Source organism: Streptomyces sp. ATexAB-D23, assembly GCF_000373645.1.
In the GTDB taxonomy this organism is placed as follows: Bacteria; Actinomycetota; Actinomycetes; order Streptomycetales; family Streptomycetaceae; genus Streptomyces; species Streptomyces castrisilvae.
This window is the reverse complement of record NZ_KB892010.1, coordinates 76,009-101,865: the sequence shown is the minus strand read 5'-3', so window position 1 is coordinate 101,865 and position 25,857 is coordinate 76,009. Positions and strand designations below refer to the sequence as shown.

Genomic DNA, 25,857 nt, shown 5'->3' with positions numbered 1-25,857 from the left:
GACGGCCCCGGTGGGGCCTCGACCAGATTCACATGGCCGCCCACGCTCCGCATGTCGATCAGTTACGCTGCGTACGCGCCGAGCGTTCGTCCTGGTCAGCGGCGCCGCCCGCGCCCACGAGGCCCTTGCTGACGCCTTCCAGGCGGGGGCCGAAGCGGCGCATCTCGCGCTGGCCGACGACGCCGATGAGGGTCGGCAGGTAGCCGCGTACGGACTGCATGCCGCGCAGCCACCACTGGGCGTAGACATGGGCGGAGCGGCGCTCGATGCCGGCGACGATGCGGTCGACGGCGGGGCCGAGCGGGTACGTGCGGTTGGCCGGCCAGGGCAGCCGCTTGCGCAGGTCGCGCATGACGTCGTCCTCGTCGGCGCCGCGGACCATGTCGGTGTCGGTCCAGGAGAGGTAGCCGACGCCGACCTTCACGCCCCGGTAGCCGACCTCGGCGCGGAGGCTGTGGGCGAAGGCCTCGACGCCCGATTTGGAGGCGCAGTAGGCGCTCATCATCGGGGCCGGGGTTATCGCGGCGAGGGAGGCGATCTGGAGGAAGTAGCCGCGGCTCTCCATGAGTACGGGCAGGAAGGCGCGGGCGGTGACGGCGCCGCCGATGAGGTTGACCTCGATGACCCGGCGCCAGGCGACGGGGTCGGAGTCGATGAGGGGGCCGCCGGTGGCGACGCCCGCGTTGGCGACGACGATGTCGACCTTGCCGAAGCGGGCCTTGACCTCCTGGGCGACGCGGGCCATGGCCTCGTGGTCGGTGACGTCGGCGTGCCAGTGGTCGCTTTCGCCGTGGAGGCGTTCGGAGACCTTCTTCAGCTCGTCCGGTTCGAGGCCGACGAGGGCGAGGATCGCGCCGCGGGCCGAGAGCTTGCGGGCGAGGAGTTCGCCGACGCCGCGGGCGGCTCCGGTGACGACGACGACCTGTCCTTCGAGAATTCCCCTGCCGCTCATGCGACCTCCTCCTTGCCCTCGACGTCAGTGGTGTCCCGTTCCGGCAGAACCGGGAGGTATGCGGTCACCAGTTCCCGTATCTTCGCCGTGACCACCTCCGGAGCCTCCACCGGAGTCATATGGCCCATGCCGGCCAGCTCGGTCAGCCCCAGGCAGTCGGGCAGCGCTGCCGCGATGGCGCGGGCGTGGACGGGCGGCGTGAGCCGGTCCTCCGTGCCCGCGACGACCGCGGTGGGTACGCGCAGTTCCCGTACGCCCTCGTCCAGATCCAGGTCGGCGAGGACGTGGCCCCAGGCCACCCGGGGTTTGCGGGGGCACTCGTGCACGATGCGGGCGCAGGTGTCGACCCGATCGGGGGCCGAACCGGCCCCCATTGTCCCGTACTTGAGTATCCGGCGGGACACCGGTGTCACCGGTCCGAGGGGGGCGCGGGCGCCGAGTACGGCGCGGGTGAGGCGGGTTCGGACGGCGCCGGGGCGCATCGGGACGACGCGGGACTCGGCGAGGAGGCGGGAGCTGCCGGTGCTGCACAGGAGGACGGCGGCGGCGTGCTCGCGGAGCCCGGGGCGGCGGGAGGCGGACATGATGGTCATGCCGCCCATGGAGTGTCCGGCGAGTACCGCCTTCTCGCCGGGGGCGAGGGTGGCGGCGAGTACCGCTTCGAGGTCGTCGGCGAGGGCGTCGGTGCTGTAGCCGTCGCGGGCGGCGGCGGGTGAGGTGCCGTGTCCGCGCTGGTCGTAGGCGATGACGCGGTGGTCGACGGCGAGGTCCTTGATCTGGGCGTCCCAGAAGTGGGTGTTGCAGGTCCAGCCGTGGGAGAGGACGACGGCGGGTGCGCCGTCCTGGCCGTGGATCTCGACGTGTATGCGGGAGCCGTCGGCGGACACGGCGAGGAGTTCGCGGGCGGGCACGGGACGGCGTCCGGAGACGGGGAGGGGCCGGCTCATCGGGCCACCTCCTCGGCGACGGCCTCGCCGGCCTTGCGCTGCGCGGGTACGGGGGTCCGCAGGACCTGGTACTCGGAGATGTCCACGTTGCGGGTGACCTTGCGGAACTCGGTGGTGGTGCCGGGCCAGACGGTGGTGTTGCGGCCGTTGGCGTCCAGGTACCAGCTGTTGCAGCCGCCCGTGTTCCAGACGGTGCGCTTCATGCGGTCCTGGACGCGGCGGTTCCAGGCACCGACGGCGGAGGGGCGGGCGTCGAGGGCGACCTTGCCGCCGAGGACGTCCAACTGGCGCAGGTAGTCGGCCATGTAGTTCAGCTGGGCCTCGATCATGAGGATCATCGAGGAGTTCCCGAGGCCGGTGTTGGGGCCGATGATGGTCATCCAGTTCGGGAAGCCGGCGGCGCTCGCGCCGCGCAGCGCCTGCATGCCGTCCTTCCAGGACTCGGCGAGCGTGATGCCGTCGGCGCCGACGACGCGCTCGGCGATCGGCATGTCGGTGACGTGGAAGCCGGTGCCGAAGATGATCGCGTCGACCTCGGTCTCCGTACCGTCCGAGGCGACGACCGTCGAGCCGCGCACCTCGGCGAGGCCGGAGGCGACGACATCGACGTTGGGCTGGGCGAGGGCGGGGTAGTACGTGCTCGACAGCAGGATGCGCTTGCAGCCGATGCGGTACGAGGGGGTGAGCTTGGCGCGCAGGGCGGGGTCCTTGATGGCGCGGGCCATGTTGGACTTGGCTATCCGCTCGACCAGGCCGAGTTGGTCGGGGTGCTTGGTGAAGGCGCTGACCTGGAGTTCGCGGATGCCCCAGAGCAGGCCGCGGCGGGCGGTGCCGGTGGCGGGGACGGCGCGGTGCAGCCAGCGCTCGGCGCCGCTGATCTCGCGGTCCATGCGGGGCATGACCCAGGGCGGGGTGCGCTGGAAGAGGGTGAGCTTTCCGGCCTTCGGCTGGATCGCGGGGACGATCTGGATGGCGGAGGCGCCGGTTCCGATCATCGCGACGCGCTTGCCGGCGAGGTCGGCCTCGTGGTCCCAGCGAGCGGAGTGGAAGACCTTGCCCGGGAAGTCGGCGAGCCCGGGGATGTCGGGCGTCTTGGGGTCGGAGAGCGGGCCGGTCGCGGAGACGACGACGTCGGCGACGACGGTGGTGCCGCCCGCGCTGTCGATGATCCAGTGCAGCTCGTCGTTGTCCCAGCGCATCCGCGTCACCTCGTGATCGAGGCGCAGGTGCGGGCGGAGCCCGAAGGTGTCGGCGACGTGCTCCAGGTAGGCGCGGATGTGCTCCTGCCCGGAGAAGGTGCGCGGCCAGTCGGGGTTGGGGGCGAACGAGAAGGAGTAGAGGTGGGACGGTACGTCGCAGGCGCAGCCGGGATAGCTGTTGTCGCGCCAGGTGCCGCCGACCGAACCGGCCCGCTCCAGGATCACGAAATCGGTGATGCCTTCGCGGCGCAGCCGGACCGCCGCCCCGAGGCCCCCGAATCCGCTTCCGATCACCGCCACGCGTACATGCTCGTGCTGGGCCATGCTGCCGCCTCCCGCGGTACGTCACACGACTCTGCCAGCAATCACTGGCATTGTTGGGAGGGTAGAGCAGCTTCGTACCGATGGGTAGGGGGCGGACGCGGGAAAGTTACCGGCGGTACAACACGCTCCTCCCGTACCGGGGCGGCCGGTAGGGTGCGGGGGTGGCAGAAGGAAGCGAGCACCGCGAGTACCGCATGGAGGAGCTGGCCAAGGAAGCCGGCATCCCCGTACGGACCCTGCGTTTCTACCGGGAACGCGGCCTGATCTCGCCGCCCCGCCGCGAGGGCCGCATCGCCTGGTACGACGACCACCACCTGGCCCGCCTGCGCACGATCACCGGACTCCTGGAGCGCGGCCACACCCTGACCGGCATCGCCGACCTGGCCCGCACCTTCGAGAGCGGGCGCGATGTGGCGGAGGTCCTGGGCCTGGGCGAGCCGACCGAGGAGGTCCCGGTCCGGCTCACGCCCGAGCAGCTGGCGGACTACTTCCAGGACGAGTCGACCCCGGAGAACCTGGCGACCGCCCTGGAGCTGGGCTACCTCGGCACGGACGGCGAGGAGATCGTCCACATCAGCCGCCGCCTGCTGGAGGTGTCGGCCGAGCTGGTACGGGAGGGCGTCCCGCTCGCCACGGTCCTGGCCACCGGACGCCACGTCCGCGAGCACGCGGAGGCGCTGGCCGACCTCTTCGTCACGGTGCTCCGTGCCTACAGCGCGGAGCCCGAACCACCCCAACTCCGCCCGCTGGCCCGCGCGGTGATGGACGCGGAACTGTCGATGGCCCTGGACCGGCGACTGCGGCGGGAGCAGCAGCCGGAGGCGTAGGGGACGGGAGCGGCAGCCGGAGACGCGGGGGACGGGGGCGGCACATGGCGGAATCGGATCGCTGGACGTGCGAGGCGTGCGGCGGCACGGTCGCTCAGCCCGAGGGGGTGACGATCGCCTCGGCGGTGCGCGGACACGCGCGCGCCGCGGGGCATCCTCCGGCGGGTGTGCGCAGGGAGCGGCCCAACGGGATCGTGCAGCGGTGGCACGCTCCCGAGCCCCCCGGGGGGCCGAAGCCGCCGAGGCCGGCCTGCGACCGGTGCGGTACCACGCGGGCCGCGCGTACCCGGATCAGCCGGGACGTATACCGCTGCGACCTCTGCCAAGGGCGCCCACCCGCCCCCGCCCGCCAGGAGGCGGAGCCGGCGGCCGGGCACGCGGCGCGGACACCTGCGGCCGACGACCCGGCGCGTTCTTCGCGTTCTTCGCGTTGGCCCTCCTCCGCGAAGTGGACTCTGGCCGTCTTCGCGCTCCTGCTGACGTTCGCCGTCACGGCGCTCATAGCCGAGCACGCCGATGGCGGGCAGCCCGCGCAATCCGTGGCCGCCGCCCCTGGCCCCACCCCCTCCGGGACGGACGACGAGGGAGGCGGTACGCCGTCGCTCGCGACGGACGAAGACCTGCCGGACAGGACGTGGGCCGAGGCGTGGTCCCTGCTGCGGGAACACGACCGGGGACACGTCGTCGTCAGGAACCACGCCACCGGCGATCCGCTGAACCTGGACAGGTACAGCGACGGTTACGAGGGACGGTCCTCGTTCGCCGGCTGGCCCGTGTGCACCGCCGAACTGACGACCGACGACGGTCTGGCCGACTACGACTGGGGCCGCAACCCCGATCACCGGCTGAGCCTTCAGGAGGACTACGGCGACGGCGTCCACGAGAGCGACGAACTGTGGCTCGTGACGATCGCCGACCCGGACGACGGCGGCTGCTCCGAGGAGAACGTCGACGACACGACCGGCATGCCCGGCCCCGAACCCACGGATGACGAAGCCGACGACACGACCGACGACGGCACGACGGGGGACGGCACGACGGGGGACGGCCCCGCCGCCGCCCCGGGACCGCAGCGGGGCGTACACCCCGGAGCCTGGTGCGGAGACCCCGGAGCCCTCGGCTACACCGATGCCGGAACGCTCATGAAGTGCCAGTACGGCAAGGGCGCGGACTACCGCTGGCGCCGCGCCTGACGCACAGGGACCGCCACGGCTCGTGAGCCGCGTACGGCAGGGGCCCGCCCACGTCCGGCGGATATGTCGGTGGCCCCGCAACGGCCGGTCCTGAACAATGCGCCCATGCGTATGCGAGCCGTGGGGCCGGACGAGCTGCCCCTTCTCCAGGAGATCGAGCGGGCCGCGGGCCGGTGCTTCCGCGACATCGGCATGCCGGAGATCGCCGACGACGAGCCGCTCCCGCTCGAAGAGCTCGCCCGCTACCAACAGGCCGCACTGGCCTGGGTCGCGGCCGACGAAGCCGACGCCCCGGTCGCCTACCTGATCGCCGACCGTGTCGACGGCAACCTCCATGTCGAACAGGTCTCGGTGCACCCGGACAGCGCGCGCCGCGGCGTCGGCCGGTCGCTGCTGGACCATCTGGCGCACCAGGCCACGCGCGAGGGGGCGCCCGCCCTGACCCTCACCACATTCACCGAGGTCCCCTGGAACGCCCCCTACTACGAACGCTGCGGTTTCCAGCTCCTGGACGACGGCGGGCTCACCCCGGGGCTGCGGAGGATCCGCGAACACGAAGCGGCACACGGCCTGGACCGGTGGCCCCGGAGCTGCATGCGCCGGGCGCTGTGAGGTAGCGGCGCCGCGGTGCTGCCGCCGGGGCCTGCCGGGCACGCGGCGGCAGGGCGGCCGTCGTCCCGGTCCGCCCAGAGAGGGCGAGCCGCCGCCACTCCCTACTGCTCGTACACCACCGTCACGGGCGCGTGGTCGCTCCAGCGTTCGCCGTGGGTGGCGGCGCGCTCGACCCAGGCCTTCACCGCGCGGGCGGCGAGGCCCGGGGTCGCCACCTGGTAGTCGATCCGCCAGCCGGTGTCGTTGTCGAAGGCGCGGCCGCGGTAGGACCACCACGAATACGGACCCTCGACGTCCGGGTGCAGGGTGCGGACGACGTCGACGTACGCGGCCTCGGTGAAGACGCGGGTCAGCCACTCCCGTTCCTCGGGGAGGAAGCCGGAGCTCTTGCGGTTGGCCCGCCAGTTCTTGAGGTCCGCCTCCTGATGGGCGATGTTCCAGTCGCCGCAGACGACGACCTCGCGGCCGTCGGCGGCGGCGCGGGCCTTCAGGCCGACGAGGTAGAGCAGGAAGGCCGCCATGAAGCGCTCCTTCTCGTCCTGGCGCTCGGTGCCGACCTCGCCGGAGGGCAGGTAGAGGCTGGCGACCGTGACGCCGGGCAGGTCGATCTCGACGTACCGGCCGCTCGTGTCGAACTCCTCGCAGCCGGCGTGGCCGTACCCGCCGAAGCCGATCTGTACGCGCTCCGGGGCCCGCCGGGAGTAGACGGAGACGCCGGCCCGGCCCTTGGCGGCGGCCGGGGCGTGCACGGTGTGCCAGCCCTCGGGCTCACGGACCTCATCGGGCAGCTGCCGCGCCTCGGCGCGCACCTCCTGGAGGCAGATCACGTCGGCGTCGGTCTGCGCCAGCCACTCGACGAAGCCCTTCTTCGCCGCGGCGCGGAGACCGTTTACATTCACAGAGGTCACGGTGAGCATTCCGGCACGATACCGACGATCAGTGCCGCATACATGTACGATGCCACGCATGAATATCCACGTCCGGGCCTTCGACCACCCCGATGCCGTCAAACTCAACGATCGCGTGCAGCTCGAATACGCCGAGCGCTACGGCGACGAGGGCGACATCACACCGCTGGACGCGACGATGTTCGACCCGCCTCACGGCCTGTACCTGATCGCGTACGACGCGTCGGACCTGCCGGTCGCCACGGGCGGCTGGCGCGCGCAGGAGCGCAACGAGGAAGGCTACTCGGACGGCGACGCCGAGCTGAAGCGTATGTACGTGATACCCGAGGGGCGCGGCCGGGGCCTGGCCCGCCGCATCCTGGCCGCGCTGGAGGCCGACGCGCGGGCGGCGGGGCGCACGCGCATGGTGCTGGAGACCGGTGACCAGCAGCCGGAGGCCATCGCCCTCTACCTCTCCAGCGGGTACGCGCCGTGCGAGAAGTTCGGCCACTACCGCACGTACGACAGCAGCCGCTGCTACGCCAAGCCGCTCCAGGAGGGCGGGACCACGGCCTGAACGCCCAACCGCCGCCGCCTCAGCCCGCCTTCGGGAAGGCCGCCTTCAGGGCCGCGCCCCGGGTGAGGAACGCGACGCGGATCACCGGCAGCACGCAGAGCGTCTGCACCACCGCGTACCAGGGCGGGCACACCCCCGGGATCAGGTCCACGCCGATGATCGCGACCGGCATGATCACCGCGAGGGCGCTCACACGCTCGAAGGCGCGGCGGGAGCCCCGGGCGGCGGCGGCGAGGACCCGCAGGACCACGTACGCGATCACGGGCAGCAGGGCCGCGCGGACCCACATGAAGGTGTTCACCGTGTGCCCGGTGGCGGCCACCGCGGCGACCGCGACGAGAGCGGCGGCGCCGAGTACGCCGTAGAGCCCGATGCTGTTGCGCGCCGCGTCGAGCGCCTGCCGGGCGGCGGGATTCTCCGCGGGCCGGGTGTTCGTCCGGAAGTCCATGCCGACGACGCTACGAACCGCCGGTCCGGCCCGGTATGCGTCTGGACGCACAAGGGGGTGGGGCTGGACCCACTCCTTCGCCGAGCAGGGTCTCGACGCGTTCCGCGCGGTACAGAGTGGAGGCACCGGACAGAACGCGGAGGGCGAGAGATGAGAGTGCTGGGTTCGTGGCCGGCCCGGGTCGGCGTCGGCTTCGTACGGGCGTGTGCCGTCGCCGCCGTCACGCTGCTGGTCCCGGGCGTATGGGCGGGCGCGGTGGCGCTGGGGGTGTGGTGGGGGCCGGGGAACCCGTGGTCGTGGGTGGCTCCCGTGCTGCTGGTGGGCGTGGGTTCGCTCCTGACGGCGCGGCCCGTCTGCCGGGCCGTCCGCTTCCTGGTCGCCCGCTGGACGGGCACCGGGATCGCGTCCGGCTACCGCGAGGCGCCGCCGGTCACGAGGATGGCCACCGGTTACTGGTGGAACGGCTTCGACTACCACCGCACCCGCCGTGACGCCCTGTTGGACCAGCGGTGGCGGTTGCGCTGGAAGGACCCGGCCAACTGGCGCGACCTGCGGTTCACCGCGATCGTCCCGTTCACGGCGGGGCTCGTCGCGATCGTCCCGCCGGCCGGGGTGGTCCTGGCCGCCGCCGGGCTCGGCACCGGGACCGCCGGCCGGGTCGCCGGGCTCGTCGTGGCCGTCGCCTCCGCCCCGTACGCCTGGCGGCCCCTCGCCCCGGTCGCGGTCCGCTTCCTGCGGCCGTCGGCCAGGATGGCGCTGGCCGACCGGGTGGACCAGCTCACCGGCCGGCGGGCGGACGCGACGGTCGCGCAGGCCGCCGAGATCCACCGCATCGAGCGCGACCTGCACGACGGGGCGCAGGCCCGGCTCGTCGCGCTCGGGCTCTCGCTGGCCACGGTGGAGAAGCTGATGGAGACCGACCCCGACCGGGCCAGGGCGCTGATGCGCGAGGCGCGGGCCGGTGCCACCGCCTCGCTGGCCGAGCTGCGCGCCCTGGTCCGCGGCATCAACCCGCCCGTGCTCAACGACCGGGGTCTGGTCGACGCCGTGCGGGCCCTGGCCCTGGACAGCCCGCTCGAAACGGAGGTGAGTGCCGCCGTGCCCGAACGGCCGGCCGCGCCCGTCGAGTCGGCGGTGTACTTCGGTGTCGCCGAACTGCTCACCAACGCGGTCAAGCACGCCCGCGCGACCCGGCTGCGGATCTCCCTCGTCCGGGACGCCACCGGTCTCGTGGTCGAGGCCGAGGACGACGGGCGCGGCGGGGCCGTCGTCCGTGACGGCGGCGGGCTGGCGGGGCTGCGGGGGCGGCTGGCGGTCTTCGACGGCACCCTGGACCTCACGAGCCCGCCCGGCGGCCCGACCCGCGCGAGGATCATGGTGCCATGCGAATCGTTGTAGCCGAGGACCTGTATCTCCTGCGCGACGGCATGGTCCGCCTCATCGAGGCGTACGGCCACGAGGTGGTGGGTACGGCCACGACCGGGCCCGGGACGCTGGCCGCGCTGCGCGAGTTCCGCCCCGACGTGGCGGTGGTGGACGTCCGCATGCCGCCGACGCAGACCGACGAGGGCCTGCGCGCGGCACTGGCCGCCCGCGCCGACCTCCCCGGGCTGCCCGTGCTGATCCTGTCCCAGTACGTGGAGCAGCTGTACGCCCGCGAGTTGCTGGCCGACGGCTCGGGCGGGGTGGGCTACTTCCTGAAGGAGAGCGTGTTCGACGCGGACCAGTTCATCGACGCGCTGGAGCGGGTCGCGGCCGGGGGCACGGCCATGGACCCGGCGGTCATCGCGAAGCTGCTGTCCAGCGGCTCGTCGCACCGCCGGCTGGGCGGACTCACAAAGCGCGAGCACTCGGTGCTGGCGCTGATGGCGCAGGGCCTGTCCAACCAGGCCATCGCGGGGCGCCTGTTCCTCAGCGACAGCGCGATCAGCAAGTACACGACCTCCCTGTTCGGCAAGCTGGGCATCACGGACGACGGCACGAACAACCGCCGGGTGTTGGCGGTGCTGGCGTATCTGAACAACCCGTGACCGCGGCCCCGGACCCGTCAGTGGCCGCGCCCTTCGGTGACCGCGCGGGACACGCGGACCGCGTCCGGGCCGTATCCGGTGGGCGGTTCGGTCCCGGGGTGGGCGTACCGGACCGCTCAGGGCGGCGGGTCACCGGGCGGCGTCGAGTGTCCGCGGGCCTCGATCCGTTCGAGCAGGGGCGGCGCCCAGTGCGTGCCGTAGGCGTTCCGGAGTCCGCTCAGCCGCCAGTCGCCCCCGGTGACACGCCCACGGCACAGCGCGCTCCCGCACCGGCAGGCCATCGACCACGTCTCGGCGAGCGTGTGGGTGGCGTAGTCGACGGTCAGCTCCTCGTGGACGCCGATGTCCCTGCGCGCGGCGACCGATGTCGCGCTGATGTGCCACAGGCTGGGGTCGCAGGAGTGGTTCCCGTACCGCGCGGGATGCGCGGGATCGAGCAGCAGGTGACGGCCGTGGTCGACCGCCAGGCTGCTGTAGGGCGGTACGAGCGCGGCGAGCCCCGCGTCGTCGATGACCTTCCCGCCCAGCACCATCACGACGTCCCCCGCCCTGATCGGTTCGGAGGCGAACAGGCCGAGGCCCTCGATCCCGGACGGCCGGACCACGGCGGCGGGGGTGAGCCAGCAGTCGGCCGGGTAGTGGTGTGCGGTCATCGGGGGGCGGGGTCCGTTCCGGCCCCGTCCGGCAGCACGCCTCCCCGTGGCGCGTACCGCAGGACCTCGAAGACCTCGGCCGAGCCGCCCCCGAGCGCGACCGCCCCCCGGTAGGCGCTCAGCCCCCGGATCGCGGAGTCCCAGCGCGCGTGACGGAGCTGGGAGGTGTAGGCGCGCATGGCCTCGACCTTCTGGTCCAGCACGTCACCGATGTCCTGGACGTAGGAGAACCGTCTCATCGGCGTCCACACCTCGTAGCCGAGGATCAGGGAGGGCGGGGGCGCGGGGACGGGGCCGGCCTCCCCGAAGAACTTCGAACCGGCCATCCACAGGGCGTCCATCGCCAGCCGGTGGACCAGCTCGTGCTCCTGGTCCGCCTCGTCGGCGTGCGGGAGGTAGACGATGTCCGGCCGGTGCGTGCGCAGCACCTCCACGAGCGCCAGCCGCAGATCGCGGCTGAGCGAGAGGTCCCGGGAGCGGCGGAACAGCTGCACGCACCTCGTGACGCCGAGCAGCTTGTTGGCCTGGTCGACCTCCGCCTGGAACGCCGCGTCGTCCAGTTCGTCGTCCAGGGTGCTGCGGTCCCTCTCGACCACGTGCACGGTCGTGATGTCCGCGCCGTCGCGGGCGTGGGCGATCAGGGAGCCCCCGGCACCGATGAGTTCGTCATCGGGGTGCGGGGCTATCGCTACTACTCTCACACCAATCGCTCCAAGTCCTCGTTCGCGGGGGTCCGGTGTCAGCCCAGCAGGCCCGTGCGTTCGGCCCAGGCGCGTACGGTCTCCATGCCGCTCGGCAGGTCGTACGCCGGCTGGTAGCCCAGCACCTCGCGGGCCGCGTCGATCCGGACGGCCGACGGGGAGCCGTAGACGCTCCGCTCCCAGTCGGGAAGGCCCTCGCCGGCTTCGGGCGCGGCGGTGGCGGGCGGCAGCATCGCCCGGTAGGAGTCGTAGAAGCGCCCCCATGACGTGGCGGCGGCGCCGGAGATCAGGAAGCGGCGGCCGGCCGCGGCGGGCACGGTCGCGGCCAGCAGGAGCGAGGTGACGACGTCGTCCACGTGCACGGCGTTGCACGTGCCCTCGTCGCCACTGGGCAGCACCGCCGAATCGGTGGGCATCCTGGTGAGCGCGCGTACGGTCCAGCCGGGTCCGTGGGGGCCGTAGATGACGGTGGGCTGGACGACGACGACCTCCGGGCCGTCGCCCGCACCGGCCAGGGCGATCAGCTCGGACGCGAGCTTCTGCTGACCGTACTCGCGGTCGTCCGGGTCCTCGGCCAGGAGCGGGCTGTCCTCGGTGAGGGTCTCGGCGTCGGAGGGCGCGTACACGGAAACCGAACTCACGACGACGACCCGACGGACACCGGCGTCCCGGGCCGCGTCGACGACGTTGCGGGTGCCCTCGACCGAGGTCCGCCAGCGCGCCTCGACCTCGCCCGCGTTGCCGTAGGCGCAGTGGATGACGACATCGGCGCCGGCGAAGGACTCGGCCAGCTTCGCCGGCTCGTCGATGTCGGTGACGGCGAAGGAGAGCCGGCTCTGGTCGAGCGCGGAGAGCCGGGCCAGCCGCTCGTAGCCGCGTACCGCCGCGACGACTTCGGCGTCCGTCTCACCGACCAGCCGCTCCACGGTCCGGGCGCCGACGAAGCCGCTCGCGCCGGTCACGAGGACCTTGAGGCGGGACAGCTCGGCGCGGCGCTCATCGGGCAGGGGCGCCGCCGGTGCGGGCTGGAGCGCGAGTGTGCCGCGGCCCTTGTCGGCGTAGCAGGTCTCCGCGATGGCGACGGTGCGCAGTCCGTCCTCCGCGTCCGCCAGCGGGGGTTCGCCGAGGCGGACCGCTCGGGCGAACGAGCGGAGCTGGGCCGCGAACAGCTCGGACCAGGCCCCTGCCGCCGGGGGCAGGACGGGCACGGTTCCACTCCGCGCCGGACCGCCGTCCGCGGGAATGATCTCGTATTCGGTCTGGTAGCGCGTACCCAGCCGGAGCGTGGCCTCGGAGCCCACGATCTCCAGGGTGTTGCCGAGGTCGCGCAGGCGGGACAGCTCGACCTCGGCCTCCACCGGTCCGAGCGTGAGGCGGGTGAGCGATTCGCTCTCCACCCCGCCCCGGTGGTCGTCGGCGTAGCCGGTCACCTCGGCCTCGCCGCCGAACCAGCTCAGCAGCAGGTCGAAGACGTGCGCCCCGACTTCGAGGGTGACACCGCCCCCGGCGAGATCGGGGCGCCACATCGAGGGCGAGGCGAGCGGCCAGGTGTAGGGGCCGCCCTCGCGCCAGCGGACCCGCAGCGGTTCCCCGATGTCCCCTGCGGCCAGGGCCCGTTCGACCCATACGGCGGCCGGGAAGAGGCGGCGTACGTGACCGACCTGGACGACGAGCCCGGTGTCCGCGGCGAGCCGGGCCAGTTCGCGGGCCTGGGCCACCGTCGTCGTCAGCGGCTTCTCGACCAGGACGTGGACGCCGGCGCGCAGCAGCGCACCGGCCACGTCTCCGTGCGAGGTGTGGGCCGTGCAGACGAGTGCCGCGTCGATGTGGGGCAGTGCGGCGTCGAGCGAGTCCCCGACGTAGGCGGGGCGCGGTCCGAGGCCCTCACCGGCCATGAATTCGGCGGCCACTTCGGCCTGCCGCACGTCCGAATCGACCAGGGCCCCGACGCGCACCTCGGGGGTCAGGGCCAGAGCCGGAAGGTGACAGCGCAGAGCGACGGCCCCGCAGCCGAAGATTCCGAGCCGGACGGGGGTAATTTTCGATGATTCGGTCATTGATTCGGCCATCTGAATCCACCCTTCGCATCAACGCCGCACTCACGGCCGGAGCAGCCACTGTCGCGCATCACACGCCGAGCAAGCGACCGGGAATTATGTTTCATTACAGCCGGACTTGTCATCGGCTTCGAAATAAATTGATGGTGCGACAGGAATTCTGATTCACGGATCAGCCCCTGCAAGCCACCCGGAGCCTACAGAGGCCCGCCGCGCGCCGCAATGGCACCCAAGGCCGGTGAACGGAAGCGCTCACGGCCCGCGAACGCCCACAATGCCCTCATCCCACATCGACAAAACAATCGATCTTGAAAAACTTCGGAGAGGTGGCCGATACAAAGACCCGACGTGCGCTCACCCGCATCGGCCGGCGCCGCAATGCCCGTAATCCGCGCAAGTGAATGGGGGCGTCCATGACGATTCCGGCGACGCGATCACACCGGACACCACCGGGTCATTTCGCCTATGCCCGGCGGTTACGGGGCAGTCCAGCGCAGGTACGAAAAGTTCCCCCGATGACACATAAGGAACCCACCGGATTCCTCCGTTCCGTATTCAATGATTGACGGAGGGCAAACAATCGGATCTAATAAGCCGTCACTGCCGGACGAACCGTCACCGACATGCGGAGGCAAGCAGTGGGGTCCTCGATCGGTGCCGCAATATCCATATGCGGCAATCCCTCCAGAACGACTTCATTGCAGTGAAGCCCGCCCCATTCTGCTATCACCGCCCCACCACACGCGACGAGGTCGACGCCCTCCTCGCCCAGCTACCGGCAGATGTTTACCTGCTCGCGGGAGGGCAGTCCCTGGTGCCGGCCCTGAACTCACGCACCATTCGACCGGTCCATATAGTCGACCTGAATCACCTCCGAAACGAACCGCGGCACCCCGTCGCCGAAAAGAACGAATTCCGGATCGGCCCGCTGGTGCGCATTTCCGCCCTGCTCGGGTGCGCCGAATTACTCACGGCGGTTCCGGTCGCCGGGCAGCTGCTCAGGAGCGTCGCCACCGTCCCCGTACGCAATCGCGCCACCGTGATCGGCAACATGATGTGCGGCGAGTCCGCGGCCGAACTCCCCGCGCTGGCAGCCCTCCTGGACGCCCGCGTCGTGACGCGCGGCCCCGGCGGGTCCACCCGCACGCGGCCGCTCACCGAGCGGACCTCGCCGCGCCACGACCGCGTCGCCGGGGGCCCGGCGGACGGCGAGTGGGTGAGCGAACTCCTGCTCTCCCGGCCCGCGCCGGGCACCCGGATGGCCTTCGAGGAGAGCGGGCGGCGGTTCGCGGCGACCGCGGTCGCCGGTGCCGTCGCGGCGGCCGGGCGCACGGCCGACGGCCGCTCCAGCCTCCGGGTGGCCGTCTTCGGCGCCGGCACGAAGCCGCTCCAGCTGGCGGCCGAGGGCCCGGCCGGGACCGCACCCCACCACCTCGCCGAGCAGATCGGTCACCGCGTACGGAGTCAGCTGGTCGTGCGCGGCGACGTCCACGCCCCGGCCGACTACCGCCTGCGCCTGGCCTGCGAGCTCTCGGTCTCGGTCTCCCGCCGCGTCCTGACCGGCACGGGTGGGTGAACGTGCGCGTCGAGCCCCACGACACGGTCGAGATCGACCTGCTCGTGAACGGAACCGCCCACCGGGTCGCCGTCGAATCGCGCTCACTCCTCTCCGACGTCCTGCGGCACCGACTCGGCCTGACCGGCACCCATGTCAGCTGCGAGCAAGGCGGTTGCGGCGCCTGCCTGATCCTTCTCGACGGTGAACCCGTGACCTCGTGCACGACCCTCGCGATCACCCTGGACGGCTCCGCCGTGACCACGATCGAAGGACTGGCCGAGAGCAGCCGGCACGACGCCCTGCGCCACGCCTTCCGCAGCCGGGGCGCCCTCCAGTGCGGCTTCTGCACCCCGGGCATGTTCCTGGCCTGCGCGGCCCTGCTGGACGGGGAACGGCCCAGGGACCGCCGGGAGATCCGCGAACGCCTCACCGGTCAGCAGTGCAGGTGCACCGGCTACGCGGCCGTCATCGACGCGGTGAGCGATGTCCTCGCGGACGGGGGCGCGCCATGAGCGGCACGTCCTGGACCTCCCGGCGCTCGCGCGGAAAGGACCACTACCTGGGGGCCTCCGTGCGCCGGGCGGAGGACGAACGGCTGCTCGCGGGGCGGGGCAGGTTCGGTGACGACCTGGCGGGCGAGGCGCATCATGTGCACTTCGTCCGCGCTCCGCTGGCACGGGCCCTGGTGCGGCACATCGACACGTCGGCCGCCCTCGCCATGGAGGGCGTACTCCTCGTCGCCGACTGGTCCGACCTGCCGCCCTCCCTCCGGGCACCGCTGCCCGTCCTGTTCGGCCACCCCGCCCTGGAACAGCCGGTCACACAGCCCGCGCTGGCCCGGGACGAGGTCTGCTACGCCGGGCAGCCGGTGGTGGCCGTCGTCGCCCGTGACCGCTACATCGCCGAGGACGCGGCGGACGCCGTACGGATCGACTACGAACCGCTCGACCCGGTGGTGGGGCTCACCGCCGCGGTCGCGGGCGACTTCCCCGCCGCCCACACCGGGCGGGCCGGCGGGGTGGCCGCCGTGGTGTCGGAGGAGACCGGCGCCGTGGACGAGGCGCTGCGGGACGCGCCCCGGGTACTGCGGCACGCCTTCGACGTCGAGCGGAGCGCCGGCCTGCCCATGGAGGGGCGGGTCGTCTCCGCGCGGTTCGCCGAGGGCCTGCTCCACGTCCGGGACACCACCCAGTCACCGACCTCGATCCAGATGGGCCTCGCCGACCTGCTGGGCCTGGCCCCGCACGATGTGCGGGTCACCACCGGCGACATCGGCGGCAGCTTCGGGGCCAAGGGCGTCTACTTCTACCCCGAGGAGGTCGTCGTCCCCTGGCTCGCCGTGCACACGGGCGTCCCCGTCAAGTGGACGGAGGACCGGCGCGAGCACTTCGAGGCCACCGCCCACGAGCGCGGCCAGCACCACGAGGTGACCGTCGGCTACGACGACGACGGCCGGCTGCGGGCGCTGGTGACGGACTTCTGCCACGACATGGGTGCCTCCGCGCAGTACGGCCTGATCGTGCCGATGGTGACCGCGAGCCAGCTGCCCGGGATGTACCGGCTGCCGCACTACCGGTACACGTTCACCGGCGTCCATACGAACACGGTCCCGGTCGCCCCCTACCGGGGCGCGGGCCGGCCGCAGGCCGTCTTCGTCATGGAGCGGGTCATGGACCTCATCGCCCTGGACGTCGGCGTCGACCCCGTCGAGGTGCGCCGCCGCAACCTCATACCGCCGGACGACTTCCCGTACTCGGTGGGCGTGACCTACCAGGACGGCTTCCCCGCGACGTACGACTCGGGCGACTTCCCCGCTCTGCTGGACCGGCTGGAGGACGTGGCGCTCGGGGAGCTGCGGTCCCTGCGCGACGAGGGGCGCCGGGCGGGCCGGCCGCGCGGGCTCGGGGTCGCCACGTATGTGGAGGGCACCGGGCTGGGGCCCTACGAGAGCGCCTCGGTCTCGGTCGGGCCGCACGGGCAGGTCACCGTCGAGGTGGCGCTCTCCAGCCAGGGGCAGGGGCACGAGACGGTGCTCGGCCAGGTCGTCGCCGACCGCCTCCGGGTCCCGCTGGGTGCCGTCCGGGTGCGCGGCGGGGACACGGCGGCCCGGCTCTCCAGCACGGGGGCGTACGCCAGCCGGACCGCGGTGCTGGCGGCCAACGCGGCGGTGGACGCGGCCGACGCGGTCGCCGAGCGGGCGATCGGCCTCGCCGCGCGCTGCATGGAGCTGCCCCCCGACCGGCTCGTGCTGGACGGCGGCTTCGTCGTCTGCATCGACGACCCCGCACGCCACATCAGCCTCGGAGACCTCGCCCGCATCGCCGATCCGGCCGCCTTCTCGGTCGGCGAGTCGGCCTCCCGCATCACCGCGCTGCGGGCGCTGGCGCACCGCCCCGGGCCTCCGGCTCCGCACGCGCCGGGTGACTCCCCGACCGAGTTGCGCGCGGCCCGGACCGTCGCCGCGAGCCGCGGGGCCTGGGGCAGCGGAGCCCATGCCGTGCTCGTGGACGTCGACCCGCGGACCTTCACCGTCACCGTGCTGCGCTACGCGGTCGTCCACGACTGCGGGGTGATCCTCAACCCCCGCATCGTCGAGGGCCAGATCGTCGGCGGCGTCGCCCAGGGGCTGGGCGGTGCCCTCTACGAGCGCATGGAGTACGACGCCGCGGGCCGGCTCCTCAACAGCGGCCCGCGCACCTTCCATCTGCCCGGACCCGCGGACCTGCCGGACATCGAGGTCCACCACATCTGCACGCCGTCCACGATGAACGCCCTGGGGGCGAAGGGAGTCGGTGAGGCGGGAACCGTCCCGGTCCCGGCGGCCGTTGCCAACGCCGTGTCCGACGCCCTGCGCGTGGCGGTCGACCGCGTACCGATCTTCCCGGCTCATCTCCAGCGGTTGCGCGAGAGCGCCGGATCCACCCTTTCCGCACCTTCCCAGCACTGGGAACCAGCCTACTCACGAGGATGAATCATGACTGATGCGTCGCGGCGTCCCGGCCGGGTGTTCCTGGCGGCCCCGTTCACCCAGCTGATCGACACGGAGAGCCGGATCGTGGAAGCCCCCGCCCGCAATCAGCTCAGCACCCTGCGGGCGGCCATGCTCGAACGTGGCCACAGCGTGTTCCTCGCTCACGAACGGGAGGCCTGGGGTGAGGAGTTGATGACCCCGCAGCAGTGCACTCCGCTCGACTACCGGGAGATGACGGAGACCGACGTGGTCTGCGCCTACCTCGGGACGCCCCCGTCCTACGGGGTCCACATCGAGCTGGGCTGGGCCTCCGCACACCGCAAGCCCGTCCTCCTGGTGCTGGACGACGACCAGGACTACACCCCGCTGGTCTGGGGCCTGTCCGAGGTGACCACCGTCCGCCATCTGATGCTGAACGGCCGCAAGCTGGAGGACGTGGCCCCGGAGATCATCGAGGTGGTCGAATCGCTGCTGGCCGGGCGGGGCGGCGACCCGACCGCCGAGGACGGACGCTGACATGCGCGTTCTGGGACTGAACGGATGGGCCGGCCGCGGCCACGACGCCGCGGCCGCCCTGGTGGTGGACGGCCGGGTGATCTCGTTCGCCGAGGAGGAGCGCTTCGTACGGGCGAAGCACGCCTACGGGCGGGCCCCTGTGCACGCCGTCGCCGCCGCCCTGCACAGGGCCGGCCTCACTCTGGACGACATCGACGTGGTCGGCTTCGGCTGGGACACCCCGGCCCTGCACCGCGACCGGGGGCAGCCCTGGCCGTACGACGAGAAGGGCGCGCTCGAAGCGCTGCTGCCCCGCGCGCTCTTCCCCCGCACGCGCGACCCACGCCTGGAATTCGTCCCGCACCACCTGGCCCACGCCGCGAGCGCCTACCACGTCAGCGGGGACCCGGAGGCGGCCGTCCTGGTCATCGACGGGCAGGGCGAGAACGAGAGCGCCAGCCTCGCGGTGGGCCGGGCGGGCGCGATCAGCGTGCTGGAGACCGTGCCCGTCTCCTGGTCCCTGGGGTACTTCTACGACGCGGTCGGGCGCTACATCGGACTGGGCCGGGACCAGGCGGGCAAGCTCATGGGCCTCGCGGCCTACGGCACGGTGCGCGAGGACATGTTCGACGCGTTCCGGTTCGACGGGCCCGGGTACCGGGTCGATTCCATCGACCCGGGGCTGCGGTCCGACCGGTCCATCGACGACAGCGCGGAGTCGGTCGACGCCTGGCTCCAGCACGTGGAGAAGGTGGCGGGCATGCCGGCCAATCCGGCTTCCTCCCGCTACGATCCCGCCTCCGCCCGGTACGTCCCCCACACCCGGCACGACCCGTTCACCTACAAGGACCTCGCCGCCTCCGCCCAGCACGTCCTGGAGCGGGCGGTGCACGCCCTGGTGGACCAGCTGTTCGCCCTGACACCGTCGCGCGTCCTGCATGTGGCGGGCGGCGTCGGCTTCAACGCCTCGCTCAACGGCCTGCTGCTGCGCCGCCCCGACGTGGAGCGCCTGTTCGTCCAGCCGGTGGCCGGGGACGCGGGCGTCGCCCTGGGCGCGGCGCTCCACCTCGCGCACCGGCACGGCGACGCCATCGCACCGTTCTCCGGGTCACTGGCCTTCGGCTCCGCGTTCGAGGACCAGGACATCCGGGACGGCCTCGACAGCGCGGGCGTCTCCTACGAGGAGCCCGCGGACATCGCGGCCTCCGTGGCGGACCTGGTGGCCGCGGACCGGATCGTGGGGTGGTTCCAAGGGGCCGGCGAGGTCGGCCCGAGGGCCCTCGGCCACCGGAGCATCGTCGCCAACCCGGCACTCGCGGCGACCCGCGACCGCATCAACCTGCGCATCAAACGGCGCGAAGGGTGGCGGCCGCTCGCTCCGAGCATGACGGTGGAGGGCCACGGCGAGCTCATCGACTCGGCCGCCGAACTTCCGTACATGGTCGTCACGACACCGCTGCGCCCGTCCGCCGTCGACCGGATGGCCGCGGTGAGCCACCAGGACCGCACCACCCGGCCGCAGACCGTCTCGGCCGGCGACGACCCGCTCTACCACCGGCTGCTGGACCGGGTGGGCGACCGTACCGGTGTCCCCGCCGTGCTCAACACCTCGTTCAACGGCAATGACGAGCCGATCGTCTGGGCCCCGGCGGACGCGTTGCGTACGTTCTTCCGCCTCGGTCTCGACGCCATGGCGATCGGCCCGTTCCTGCTGCGCAAGAAGTGACCTGCGGCGGTCAGCCGAAGAGCGTGGCGTACTCCCCGAAGCCGCCGCGCGAGACGAGCCGGCCGGTGTACAGCGCGTCGTCGCCGACCAGCTTCCGCAACGGCGGCTCCGGGTCCGTCGCCAGCTCCAGCAGCGCCTGGGCCACCATCGAGACCTCCGGCGCGTAACCGGGGGGTTCGAGGCGGTCCAGGCTCCCGGCGAGCCCGGCCCGTACGGATGCGTACGGGTCGGCTCCCGCACCCTCCCAGGCCGCCCGGCGGGCCCGGCCGCCCAGTTCACTGGGGAAGCGTCCGGGCTCCAGCAGGCTGACGTGGATGCCCAGATGCCGGGTCTCCAGGTGCAGTGCCTCCGCGAGGCCCTCCAGCGCGAACTTGCTCGCGCAGTACCCGCCGAGCAGGGGCCGCGCCACCCGTCCCACGATCGACGACACGAAGACCAGCCGGCCCGATCCGCGCCGCCGCATGCCCGGCAGGACGGCCTGTACGACCGTCAGCGCGCCGAACAGGTTGGTCTCCAGCTGCCACCGCAGATCCGCCGGGTCCAGGCTCTCCACCGGCCCCTGCAGTTCGACGCCCGCGTTGAGCACCACGGTGTCGGGCTCCCCGCCCAGTTCCGCGGTGGCCGCGAGGGCCGCGTCGACGGAGTCCCGGTCGCGCACATCGAGCGGCAGGACGTGGATGACGCCCCGGCCGTGGCGGCCGGCCGCCCCCTCCCCCGGTCGCGGATCGCGCATCGTGGCGTAGACGCGATGGCCCCGCTCGGCGAAGAGGAGGGCCGCCGCCCGCCCCAGACCACTGCGCGCTCCGGTGATCAGGACACGGCCCGGGGACGGCATCAGGAGACCCCGCCGCCCGCCGGGAGACCGAGGAGTCTTCCGCCCATGGTGGAGTACGTCTGCTCGTCGTGCAGGGCGTGCTGCGTCACCGTCATGGCGTCCCGCATGCGGCGTTGGAGCGGATGCCGGTCGTACACGGCGCTGCCGCCGCACGCCGTGAACAGGCTCTGCACCGCCTGCCGGCAGGAGATTCCGGTGTGGGCGATCATCAGGCGGAAGCGGTCCGGCATGTCCGGCGCGGGCTCGTCGCCCCGCAGCAGCGTCTCCCACAGCTCCCCGATCACGTCCACGGCATAGGCGCGGGCCGCCGAGACCTGCGCCTCGGCGAGGCCCGCGGCGTGCTGGACGCCGGCGTTCTCCCGGCGGTCGCGGCCGGTGGCCGCGTCGCGCCGGCCGCTCACCCATTCCGTGAACTCCCGGATGGCCGCGCGGGCGAGGCCGAGCGCCACCCCGGGGACGTTGGCGCGGTACATCATCGGAAACCGGTAAAGAGGGTCCGTGCGCACGGGAGGATTCTGGAAACTGAAGGTCATCTCCTTGGGGACGAAGTACTCCCCGACGCTGTAGTCGAAGCTGCCGCTCCCCCGCAGTCCCATGGCGTTCCAGGTGTCATGTATCTCGCACTCCTCGGACGCCAGCATGGCGACGATCGGAGGCGAGGCCCGCCCGTCGTCGTGCCGCACCCGGCAGCCGCTGGCCAGCCACTGGCTGTGCCGGCTGGCGCTGCCGAACGGCCAGCGCCCCGTGATGACATAGCCGTCCTCCACCGGGCGCGCCACGCCCGCCGGATCGACGAACCCCGCGGTGATGACGTTGGGGTCGGGACTGTGGAGACGTTTGGCGACCTCGGGCTGGAGGAAGGCGCCGTAGAACCCGCCGTCCGATCCGATCATCGCGTACCAGCCGATCGAGGCGTCCACTTCCGCGAGCATCTCGACGGCGCGGAGCTGCACCAGGGGGTCGGCCTCCCAGCCGCCGTACTCGGCGGGGACGGCCATCCTGAAGACCCCGGACTCCCGCATCTCGTTCACGATCGCGTCGGACAGGCACCGCTCCGTGTCGATTCCTCCGAGCATCGTCCTGAGCCTCGGCCTGATGTCGTCGAGCGCGGTGAGCAAAGGGTGGTCCTCGACATGGAACATCCATCCCTCCAGGAATGGTCGCCCCCAGGGCTTGTGCACACCACCGGGGTGATGAATGGAGCCTTCACGAAGCAGCCGTCCACGCACGGCCGTCGACCATGGCGACGAGGTCGGCGATATGACGATCGGCCGTCCGACGGATCAATCTCTCGCTGTGCAGGGCCTTGGAGTACGTCCAGCCGATGACGAGACGCCCTTCGCTGATGTACGCCTGCACCTCGACCGGGTGCGGGCGCTCCCAGCCGTCGTGGACGTACGGGCCCAGAGCCGCGTCGAGCTTCTCCACGAGGAGTTCACCGGGGTAGAGGGAAGCCGCGGTGCCCAGGAAGTCGAAGGACACGTCCGCCGGCCCGATGCCGTTCAGAGCCTCGCGCGGCGCACCCGTGCCGAAGTGGCGCAGCGCCCCGAAGCCCACTCCCGACAGGGGCCGTGAACGGTTGGCGGCGACGGTCGCGGCGAGTTCGTCCCGGGGCCCGCCGGAGCGCGGCAGAGCGACCGTCAGGGGGGCGACGGTGGTGAACCAGCCGGTGGTCCTGGACAGATCGAGACCGGGGGCGATCCGCTCGGCGCGGCCGTGCTGGAGGGTGTCCAGCCGGACCGGGCCGGTACGGCCCGCCGCCAGGGTCCTCACCAGCGCGTGCAGGACCACCTCGTCCGCCCGGCAGGACGCCGTCAGCGGGGTCTCCCGCAGCAGCCGCCGCGTGCTGTCGGCGTCCAGGGCCCTTTCCAGTCCGCACGCGGTCCCGCCGAGGTTCGTCGCCCGTGACCCGCCGGGAACGTCGGGCGGCAGGGCCGGTTCGCCCCGCACCTGGTCCCGCCAGACCGGCAGCTCGTCGCGGGCCGCGCCCGCCGCGTAACCCCGCAGCGCCTCCAGCCAGGCCGCCGTCGACGTGGCCTCACCGAGCGCGGGCACTCCCCCGAGGCGCAGCGTCCGGTAGGCCTCCTGCAAATCGCTGGTGAACGTCCCCCAGGACACCGCGTCGAACGCCATCTGGTGCACGACGAGCAGCAGCCGGTCGCCGCTCAGCCGCGTCACATCGACGAGCCGGCCGGAGCCGAGGTCCAGACCACCGCCCCGTACCCGCGCCAACGCTCCGGTGAGCCCACCGGACGCGGTGTCACTCCGCGCGTCGGCCACCACCTCGTACGGTTCCACCACCCGCTGCCCGTCGTCGGTGACCGCGCACCGCAGCGAGGGGTGCGCGGCCACGACAGCCCGTACGGCCTCCCTCAGCAGGCCGGTGTCCAGGTCGGCTCCGGTACGGAACAGGGCGGCCTGGTACCAGTGGTCGCGGTCCGGTGTGGGCGTACGCAGGGCGTCCGCCTGGCTGGGGAGCAGCGGAAGCAGCGTCCCGGCCCCGGGCAGGTCCCGCGTCACTCCTCCGCCGGCCCGGCCGGCGATGTCGGCGAGCCGGCGGGGGGTCGCCGCTTCGAGCACGTCGACGGCGCTCACGCGCAGCCCCCGGACGTGGCAGCGGGCCGCGATCGTCATGGCGGTCAGCGAATCCCCGCCGGCCGCCCGGAAGTCGGTGTCGGGCCCGGGGGGCGTGCCGAGCACCTCCGTCCAGGCCGCGATGACGGCCGCGACCGGCCGGGCGACCGGCTCGTCCGCCGGCGCGTCCGCCCCGTGGTCGAGCAGGGCGGATACGTCGACCTTGCCGTTCGGGGTGAGCGGCAGCGCGTCGACCGGCTCGATCCTGGACGGCACCATGTAGCCGGGCAGCCGCCGCTCCAGCTCGCCGAGCAGGTCCGCCGGGTCCGCGTCGGTGACCACGAAGGCCACCAGGGAGCGGTGTCCGGGGCGTTCGACGGCGGTCACCGCGGCGGCCCGCACCCGGGGCAGCTCGGTGAGGACCCGCTCGACCTCCGCGGGCTCCACGCGGTATCCCCGTACCTTCACCTGCCGGTCCACCCGGCCGACGAACTGCAGGTTCCCGTCCGGGAGCCGGCGGACCAGGTCGCCGGACCGGTAGGCCCGGCCGTCGGACGCACCGGAGGGGTCGGGGACGAAGGCCGCGGCGGTGGCGGCGGGGTCGCCGAGGTAGCCGGAGGCCACGCCCGGACCTGCGATGACGAGTTCCCCGGGCTCGCCGACCGCCGCGGGGCGGCCGGTCTCGTCCAGCACGTAGAGCCGGTTGTTGCCGCAGGGGCGTCCGATCGGCGGGAGGTCGGGCGCCTGCGCCGGATCGGAGACGTACGCCGTGACGAGCTGGGTCTCGCTCGGGCCGTAGTGGTTCTGGAGCACGGCTCCGGGCAGGCCGAGGAGCCAGCGCCGCAGCACGTCGGTGAGGACGAGCTGTTCGCCGCCGCTGACGACGTCGAGCAGCGGCAGGGCCGGGCCGCCGGACCGCAGGCAGCGTTCCGCGATCTGCGCGAGGACCTGCGGCGGGAGGACCATCCTCTGCACGCCGGACGTGCGCAGGAGGTCGACCAGCCGGTCCGGGTCCCGCCGGGCCCGTCGGCCGGCCACCACCACCGTTCCGCCGGAGCACAGGGTCGGGAATATCTCCGCGGTGGAGGTGTCCCAGCCCAGGTCCGCGAAGTGCAGGCTGCGGCCGCCGACGGGCGAGGACGAGTGGTGCCGGTACCAGTCGACATGATGGTTGAGCGAACGCCTCGGCATGGCGACGGCCTTGGGTTCGCCGGTCGACCCGGAGGTGAACAGGACGTAGGCGAGCGTCTCGGGACCGGGCGGCGACGGCAGCCGCGTCACGGCCGCGTCGTCGTCGCGTGCGGGAGCGATGGTCTCTTCGCGCGCGGACGCCACGGCCTCCTCACGCGCGGAAGCGACATCGATGGGGCGCTCCACGAGGTTCCTCAGTGGCGAGCCGTCGCCGACGACGGCCACGCGCGCCCCGCTCACCGTGAGGAACCGCCGCTGCCGGGAGAGCGGCAGGTCCACCCCGACCGGGAGGTACGCGGCTCCCGCGCGCAGGACGCCGAGCACGGCGGCCACCGAGGCGACCCCTCGCTCCACCCCCACGGCCACGATCTCGCCGGTTCCGACGCCCTCCGCCCGGAGCCGGAGCGCGAGGGAGCCGGTCCACCGGTCCAGTTCGGCGTAGGTCAGCTCCTCGGTGTCGTCCGTGACCGCCACGAGACCGGGTGTGGCCCGCGCCTGCGCGGTGAACGCGTCGCACAGGTCGGGCCACCGCACGGGTTCACCGCCGCCGGTCCAGGGTGCCGTGGTGAGTGCTTCGCGCTCGCGGCGGCCGGGTATGCCCTCGCCGGGCCGCGCCAGGCGGTCGGCGAGCCGCAGGCGCGCGAGTCCGGCCTCGACCCGGGCTCCGGGGGCGGGAACGAGCCGGTGTTCGACCGTTCCGTCGTCGGACCAGGAGAGCCGGAGCCGGCAGGCGGAGACCAGGGCGCGGGCGGAAGCGGGGGCCGACGCCGCCACCGGGCAGCCGACCGTCACCGGACGGGGCCCCGCCGTGCCCGGCGGCAGTCCGGGGCCCCCGGGCCCGCCGTCGGACTCCCGGAACGTGAACAGCACCCGCCGCCCGTCCGCCCGCAGTTCCAGCTCCACGTGGTCGGCGCCCAGCTCCCACAGGCACGTGGCCGCGTAGGCGCCGATGATCTCCGCCGCCGGCCTTCCCTCCGCCGAACTTCCCTCCGCCGGCCTCCCCTCCGCTGCCGGAGCCGATGGAAGACCGGAATGCCCGCGCAGGACCGACATGCTTCTCCTTACCGCTCGTCAGATATGCGGGACGCACCAGGGGCCGC

The 25,857-nt window shown here is 72.9% G+C and carries 22 protein-coding genes; 11 read left to right on the top strand and 11 right to left on the bottom strand.

Features of this window, described 5'->3' with window-relative positions; all coding sequences use genetic code 11:
* Positions 1–58: 58 nt before the first annotated feature.
* Genes B082_RS0111475 through B082_RS0111465 form a run of 3 tightly spaced genes read right to left on the bottom strand, consistent with a single transcriptional unit; the run spans position 59 to position 3,422 of the window.
* A complete protein-coding gene (locus tag B082_RS0111475) occupies positions 59–952 on the bottom strand; it encodes an SDR family oxidoreductase (RefSeq protein ID WP_018551939.1) in 894 nt (297 codons plus the stop codon).
* The gene (locus B082_RS0111470) at positions 949–1,899 is read right to left on the bottom strand and encodes an alpha/beta fold hydrolase (protein ID WP_018551938.1); all 951 of its coding nucleotides are present in this window, start codon (positions 1,897–1,899) and stop codon (positions 949–951) included. Before B082_RS0111470 ends, B082_RS0111475 begins: the two co-directional genes overlap by 4 nt.
* A complete protein-coding gene (locus B082_RS0111465; protein ID WP_018551937.1) occupies positions 1,896–3,422 on the bottom strand; it encodes a flavin-containing monooxygenase in 1,527 nt (508 codons plus the stop codon). Before B082_RS0111465 ends, B082_RS0111470 begins: the two co-directional genes overlap by 4 nt.
* Before the next feature lie 194 nt (positions 3,423–3,616).
* Here B082_RS0111465 and B082_RS0111460 point away from each other — a divergent pair, with 194 nt between their 5' ends.
* From B082_RS0111460 to B082_RS0111450, 3 genes are all read left to right on the top strand, one after another.
* Positions 3,617–4,249 (top strand): MerR family transcriptional regulator, encoded by a 633-nt coding sequence (locus B082_RS0111460; protein WP_018551936.1) that lies wholly within the window; start codon positions 3,617–3,619, stop codon positions 4,247–4,249.
* Between the two features lie 44 nt (positions 4,250–4,293).
* Positions 4,294–5,442 carry a hypothetical protein gene (locus B082_RS39155; RefSeq protein ID WP_158688864.1) on the top strand — a complete coding sequence of 383 codons (1,149 nt, stop codon included), beginning with the start codon at positions 4,294–4,296 and terminating at the stop codon, positions 5,440–5,442.
* A gap of 105 nt (positions 5,443–5,547) precedes the next feature.
* Entirely contained in the window at positions 5,548–6,054 is a 507-nt protein-coding gene (locus B082_RS0111450; RefSeq protein ID WP_026249676.1) for a GNAT family N-acetyltransferase, read from the top strand.
* A 101-nt stretch (positions 6,055–6,155) separates the two neighbouring features.
* Here the strand turns inward: B082_RS0111450 and B082_RS0111445 are convergent, their stop codons facing one another.
* The gene (locus B082_RS0111445) at positions 6,156–6,971 is read right to left on the bottom strand and encodes an exodeoxyribonuclease III (RefSeq protein WP_018551933.1); all 816 of its coding nucleotides are present in this window, start codon (positions 6,969–6,971) and stop codon (positions 6,156–6,158) included.
* Positions 6,972–7,020: 49 nt separating this feature from the next.
* Here B082_RS0111445 and B082_RS0111440 point away from each other — a divergent pair, with 49 nt between their 5' ends.
* On the top strand, positions 7,021–7,518 hold the full coding sequence (locus tag B082_RS0111440) for a GNAT family N-acetyltransferase (RefSeq protein ID WP_018551932.1): 498 nt from the start codon (positions 7,021–7,023) through the stop codon (positions 7,516–7,518).
* Between the two features lie 19 nt (positions 7,519–7,537).
* Here the strand turns inward: B082_RS0111440 and B082_RS0111435 are convergent, their stop codons facing one another.
* A complete protein-coding gene (locus B082_RS0111435; RefSeq protein ID WP_018551931.1) occupies positions 7,538–7,966 on the bottom strand; it encodes a hypothetical protein in 429 nt (142 codons plus the stop codon).
* A gap of 150 nt (positions 7,967–8,116) precedes the next feature.
* On the opposite strand from B082_RS0111435, the gene B082_RS0111430 reads away from it, so the two are divergent.
* Both B082_RS0111430 and B082_RS0111425 read left to right on the top strand, forming a co-directional pair.
* Positions 8,117–9,364, top strand: coding sequence for a sensor histidine kinase (locus tag B082_RS0111430; protein WP_026249675.1), 1,248 nt, complete (start codon positions 8,117–8,119; stop codon positions 9,362–9,364).
* Complete coding sequence (locus tag B082_RS0111425; RefSeq protein ID WP_018551929.1) at positions 9,349–9,996, top strand: response regulator transcription factor; 648 nt, start codon at positions 9,349–9,351, stop codon at positions 9,994–9,996. Before B082_RS0111430 ends, B082_RS0111425 begins: the two co-directional genes overlap by 16 nt.
* 116 nt (positions 9,997–10,112) lie before the next feature.
* On the opposite strand, the gene B082_RS37440 is transcribed toward B082_RS0111425, so the two are convergent.
* From B082_RS37440 to B082_RS35975, 3 genes are read right to left on the bottom strand one after another with little or no spacing between them, the layout of a single operon-like run.
* Positions 10,113–10,649: an SET domain-containing protein gene (locus B082_RS37440; protein ID WP_018551928.1), complete on the bottom strand. Its 537-nt coding sequence runs from the start codon at positions 10,647–10,649 to the stop codon at positions 10,113–10,115.
* Complete coding sequence (locus tag B082_RS35980) at positions 10,646–11,350, bottom strand: PIG-L deacetylase family protein (RefSeq protein WP_018551927.1); 705 nt, start codon at positions 11,348–11,350, stop codon at positions 10,646–10,648. The genes B082_RS37440 and B082_RS35980 overlap by 4 nt, the downstream gene beginning before the upstream one ends.
* A 38-nt stretch (positions 11,351–11,388) precedes the next feature.
* Entirely contained in the window at positions 11,389–13,407 is a 2,019-nt protein-coding gene (locus B082_RS35975) for an NAD-dependent epimerase/dehydratase family protein (RefSeq protein ID WP_158688863.1), read from the bottom strand.
* Between the two features lie 670 nt (positions 13,408–14,077).
* Here B082_RS35975 and B082_RS37435 point away from each other — a divergent pair.
* Genes B082_RS37435 through B082_RS0111385 form a run of 5 tightly spaced genes read left to right on the top strand, consistent with a single transcriptional unit; the run spans position 14,078 to position 20,157 of the window.
* Complete coding sequence (locus B082_RS37435) at positions 14,078–14,983, top strand: FAD binding domain-containing protein (protein ID WP_078622552.1); 906 nt, start codon at positions 14,078–14,080, stop codon at positions 14,981–14,983.
* A gap of 2 nt (positions 14,984–14,985) precedes the next feature.
* Positions 14,986–15,477 (top strand): (2Fe-2S)-binding protein, encoded by a 492-nt coding sequence (locus tag B082_RS0111400; protein WP_026249674.1) that lies wholly within the window; start codon positions 14,986–14,988, stop codon positions 15,475–15,477.
* The gene (locus tag B082_RS35965) at positions 15,474–17,936 is read left to right on the top strand and encodes a xanthine dehydrogenase family protein molybdopterin-binding subunit (RefSeq protein WP_018551923.1); all 2,463 of its coding nucleotides are present in this window, start codon (positions 15,474–15,476) and stop codon (positions 17,934–17,936) included. The genes B082_RS0111400 and B082_RS35965 overlap by 4 nt, the downstream gene beginning before the upstream one ends.
* 3 nt (positions 17,937–17,939) lie before the next feature.
* Complete coding sequence (locus B082_RS35960) at positions 17,940–18,452, top strand: nucleoside 2-deoxyribosyltransferase (RefSeq protein ID WP_063831050.1); 513 nt, start codon at positions 17,940–17,942, stop codon at positions 18,450–18,452.
* A 1-nt stretch (position 18,453) separates the two neighbouring features.
* The gene (locus tag B082_RS0111385; protein ID WP_018551921.1) at positions 18,454–20,157 is read left to right on the top strand and encodes a carbamoyltransferase; all 1,704 of its coding nucleotides are present in this window, start codon (positions 18,454–18,456) and stop codon (positions 20,155–20,157) included.
* A 10-nt stretch (positions 20,158–20,167) separates the two neighbouring features.
* Here B082_RS0111385 and B082_RS35955 read toward each other — a convergent pair whose 3' ends face one another.
* The 3 genes from B082_RS35955 to B082_RS0111370 form a co-directional block, all read right to left on the bottom strand.
* Complete coding sequence (locus tag B082_RS35955; RefSeq protein WP_018551920.1) at positions 20,168–20,992, bottom strand: SDR family oxidoreductase; 825 nt, start codon at positions 20,990–20,992, stop codon at positions 20,168–20,170.
* A complete protein-coding gene (locus tag B082_RS35950; RefSeq protein ID WP_018551919.1) occupies positions 20,992–22,134 on the bottom strand; it encodes an acyl-CoA dehydrogenase family protein in 1,143 nt (380 codons plus the stop codon). The genes B082_RS35955 and B082_RS35950 overlap by 1 nt, the downstream gene beginning before the upstream one ends.
* 64 nt (positions 22,135–22,198) lie before the next feature.
* Entirely contained in the window at positions 22,199–25,810 is a 3,612-nt protein-coding gene (locus B082_RS0111370) for a non-ribosomal peptide synthetase (RefSeq protein ID WP_018551918.1), read from the bottom strand.
* Positions 25,811–25,857: the final 47 nt, after the last annotated feature.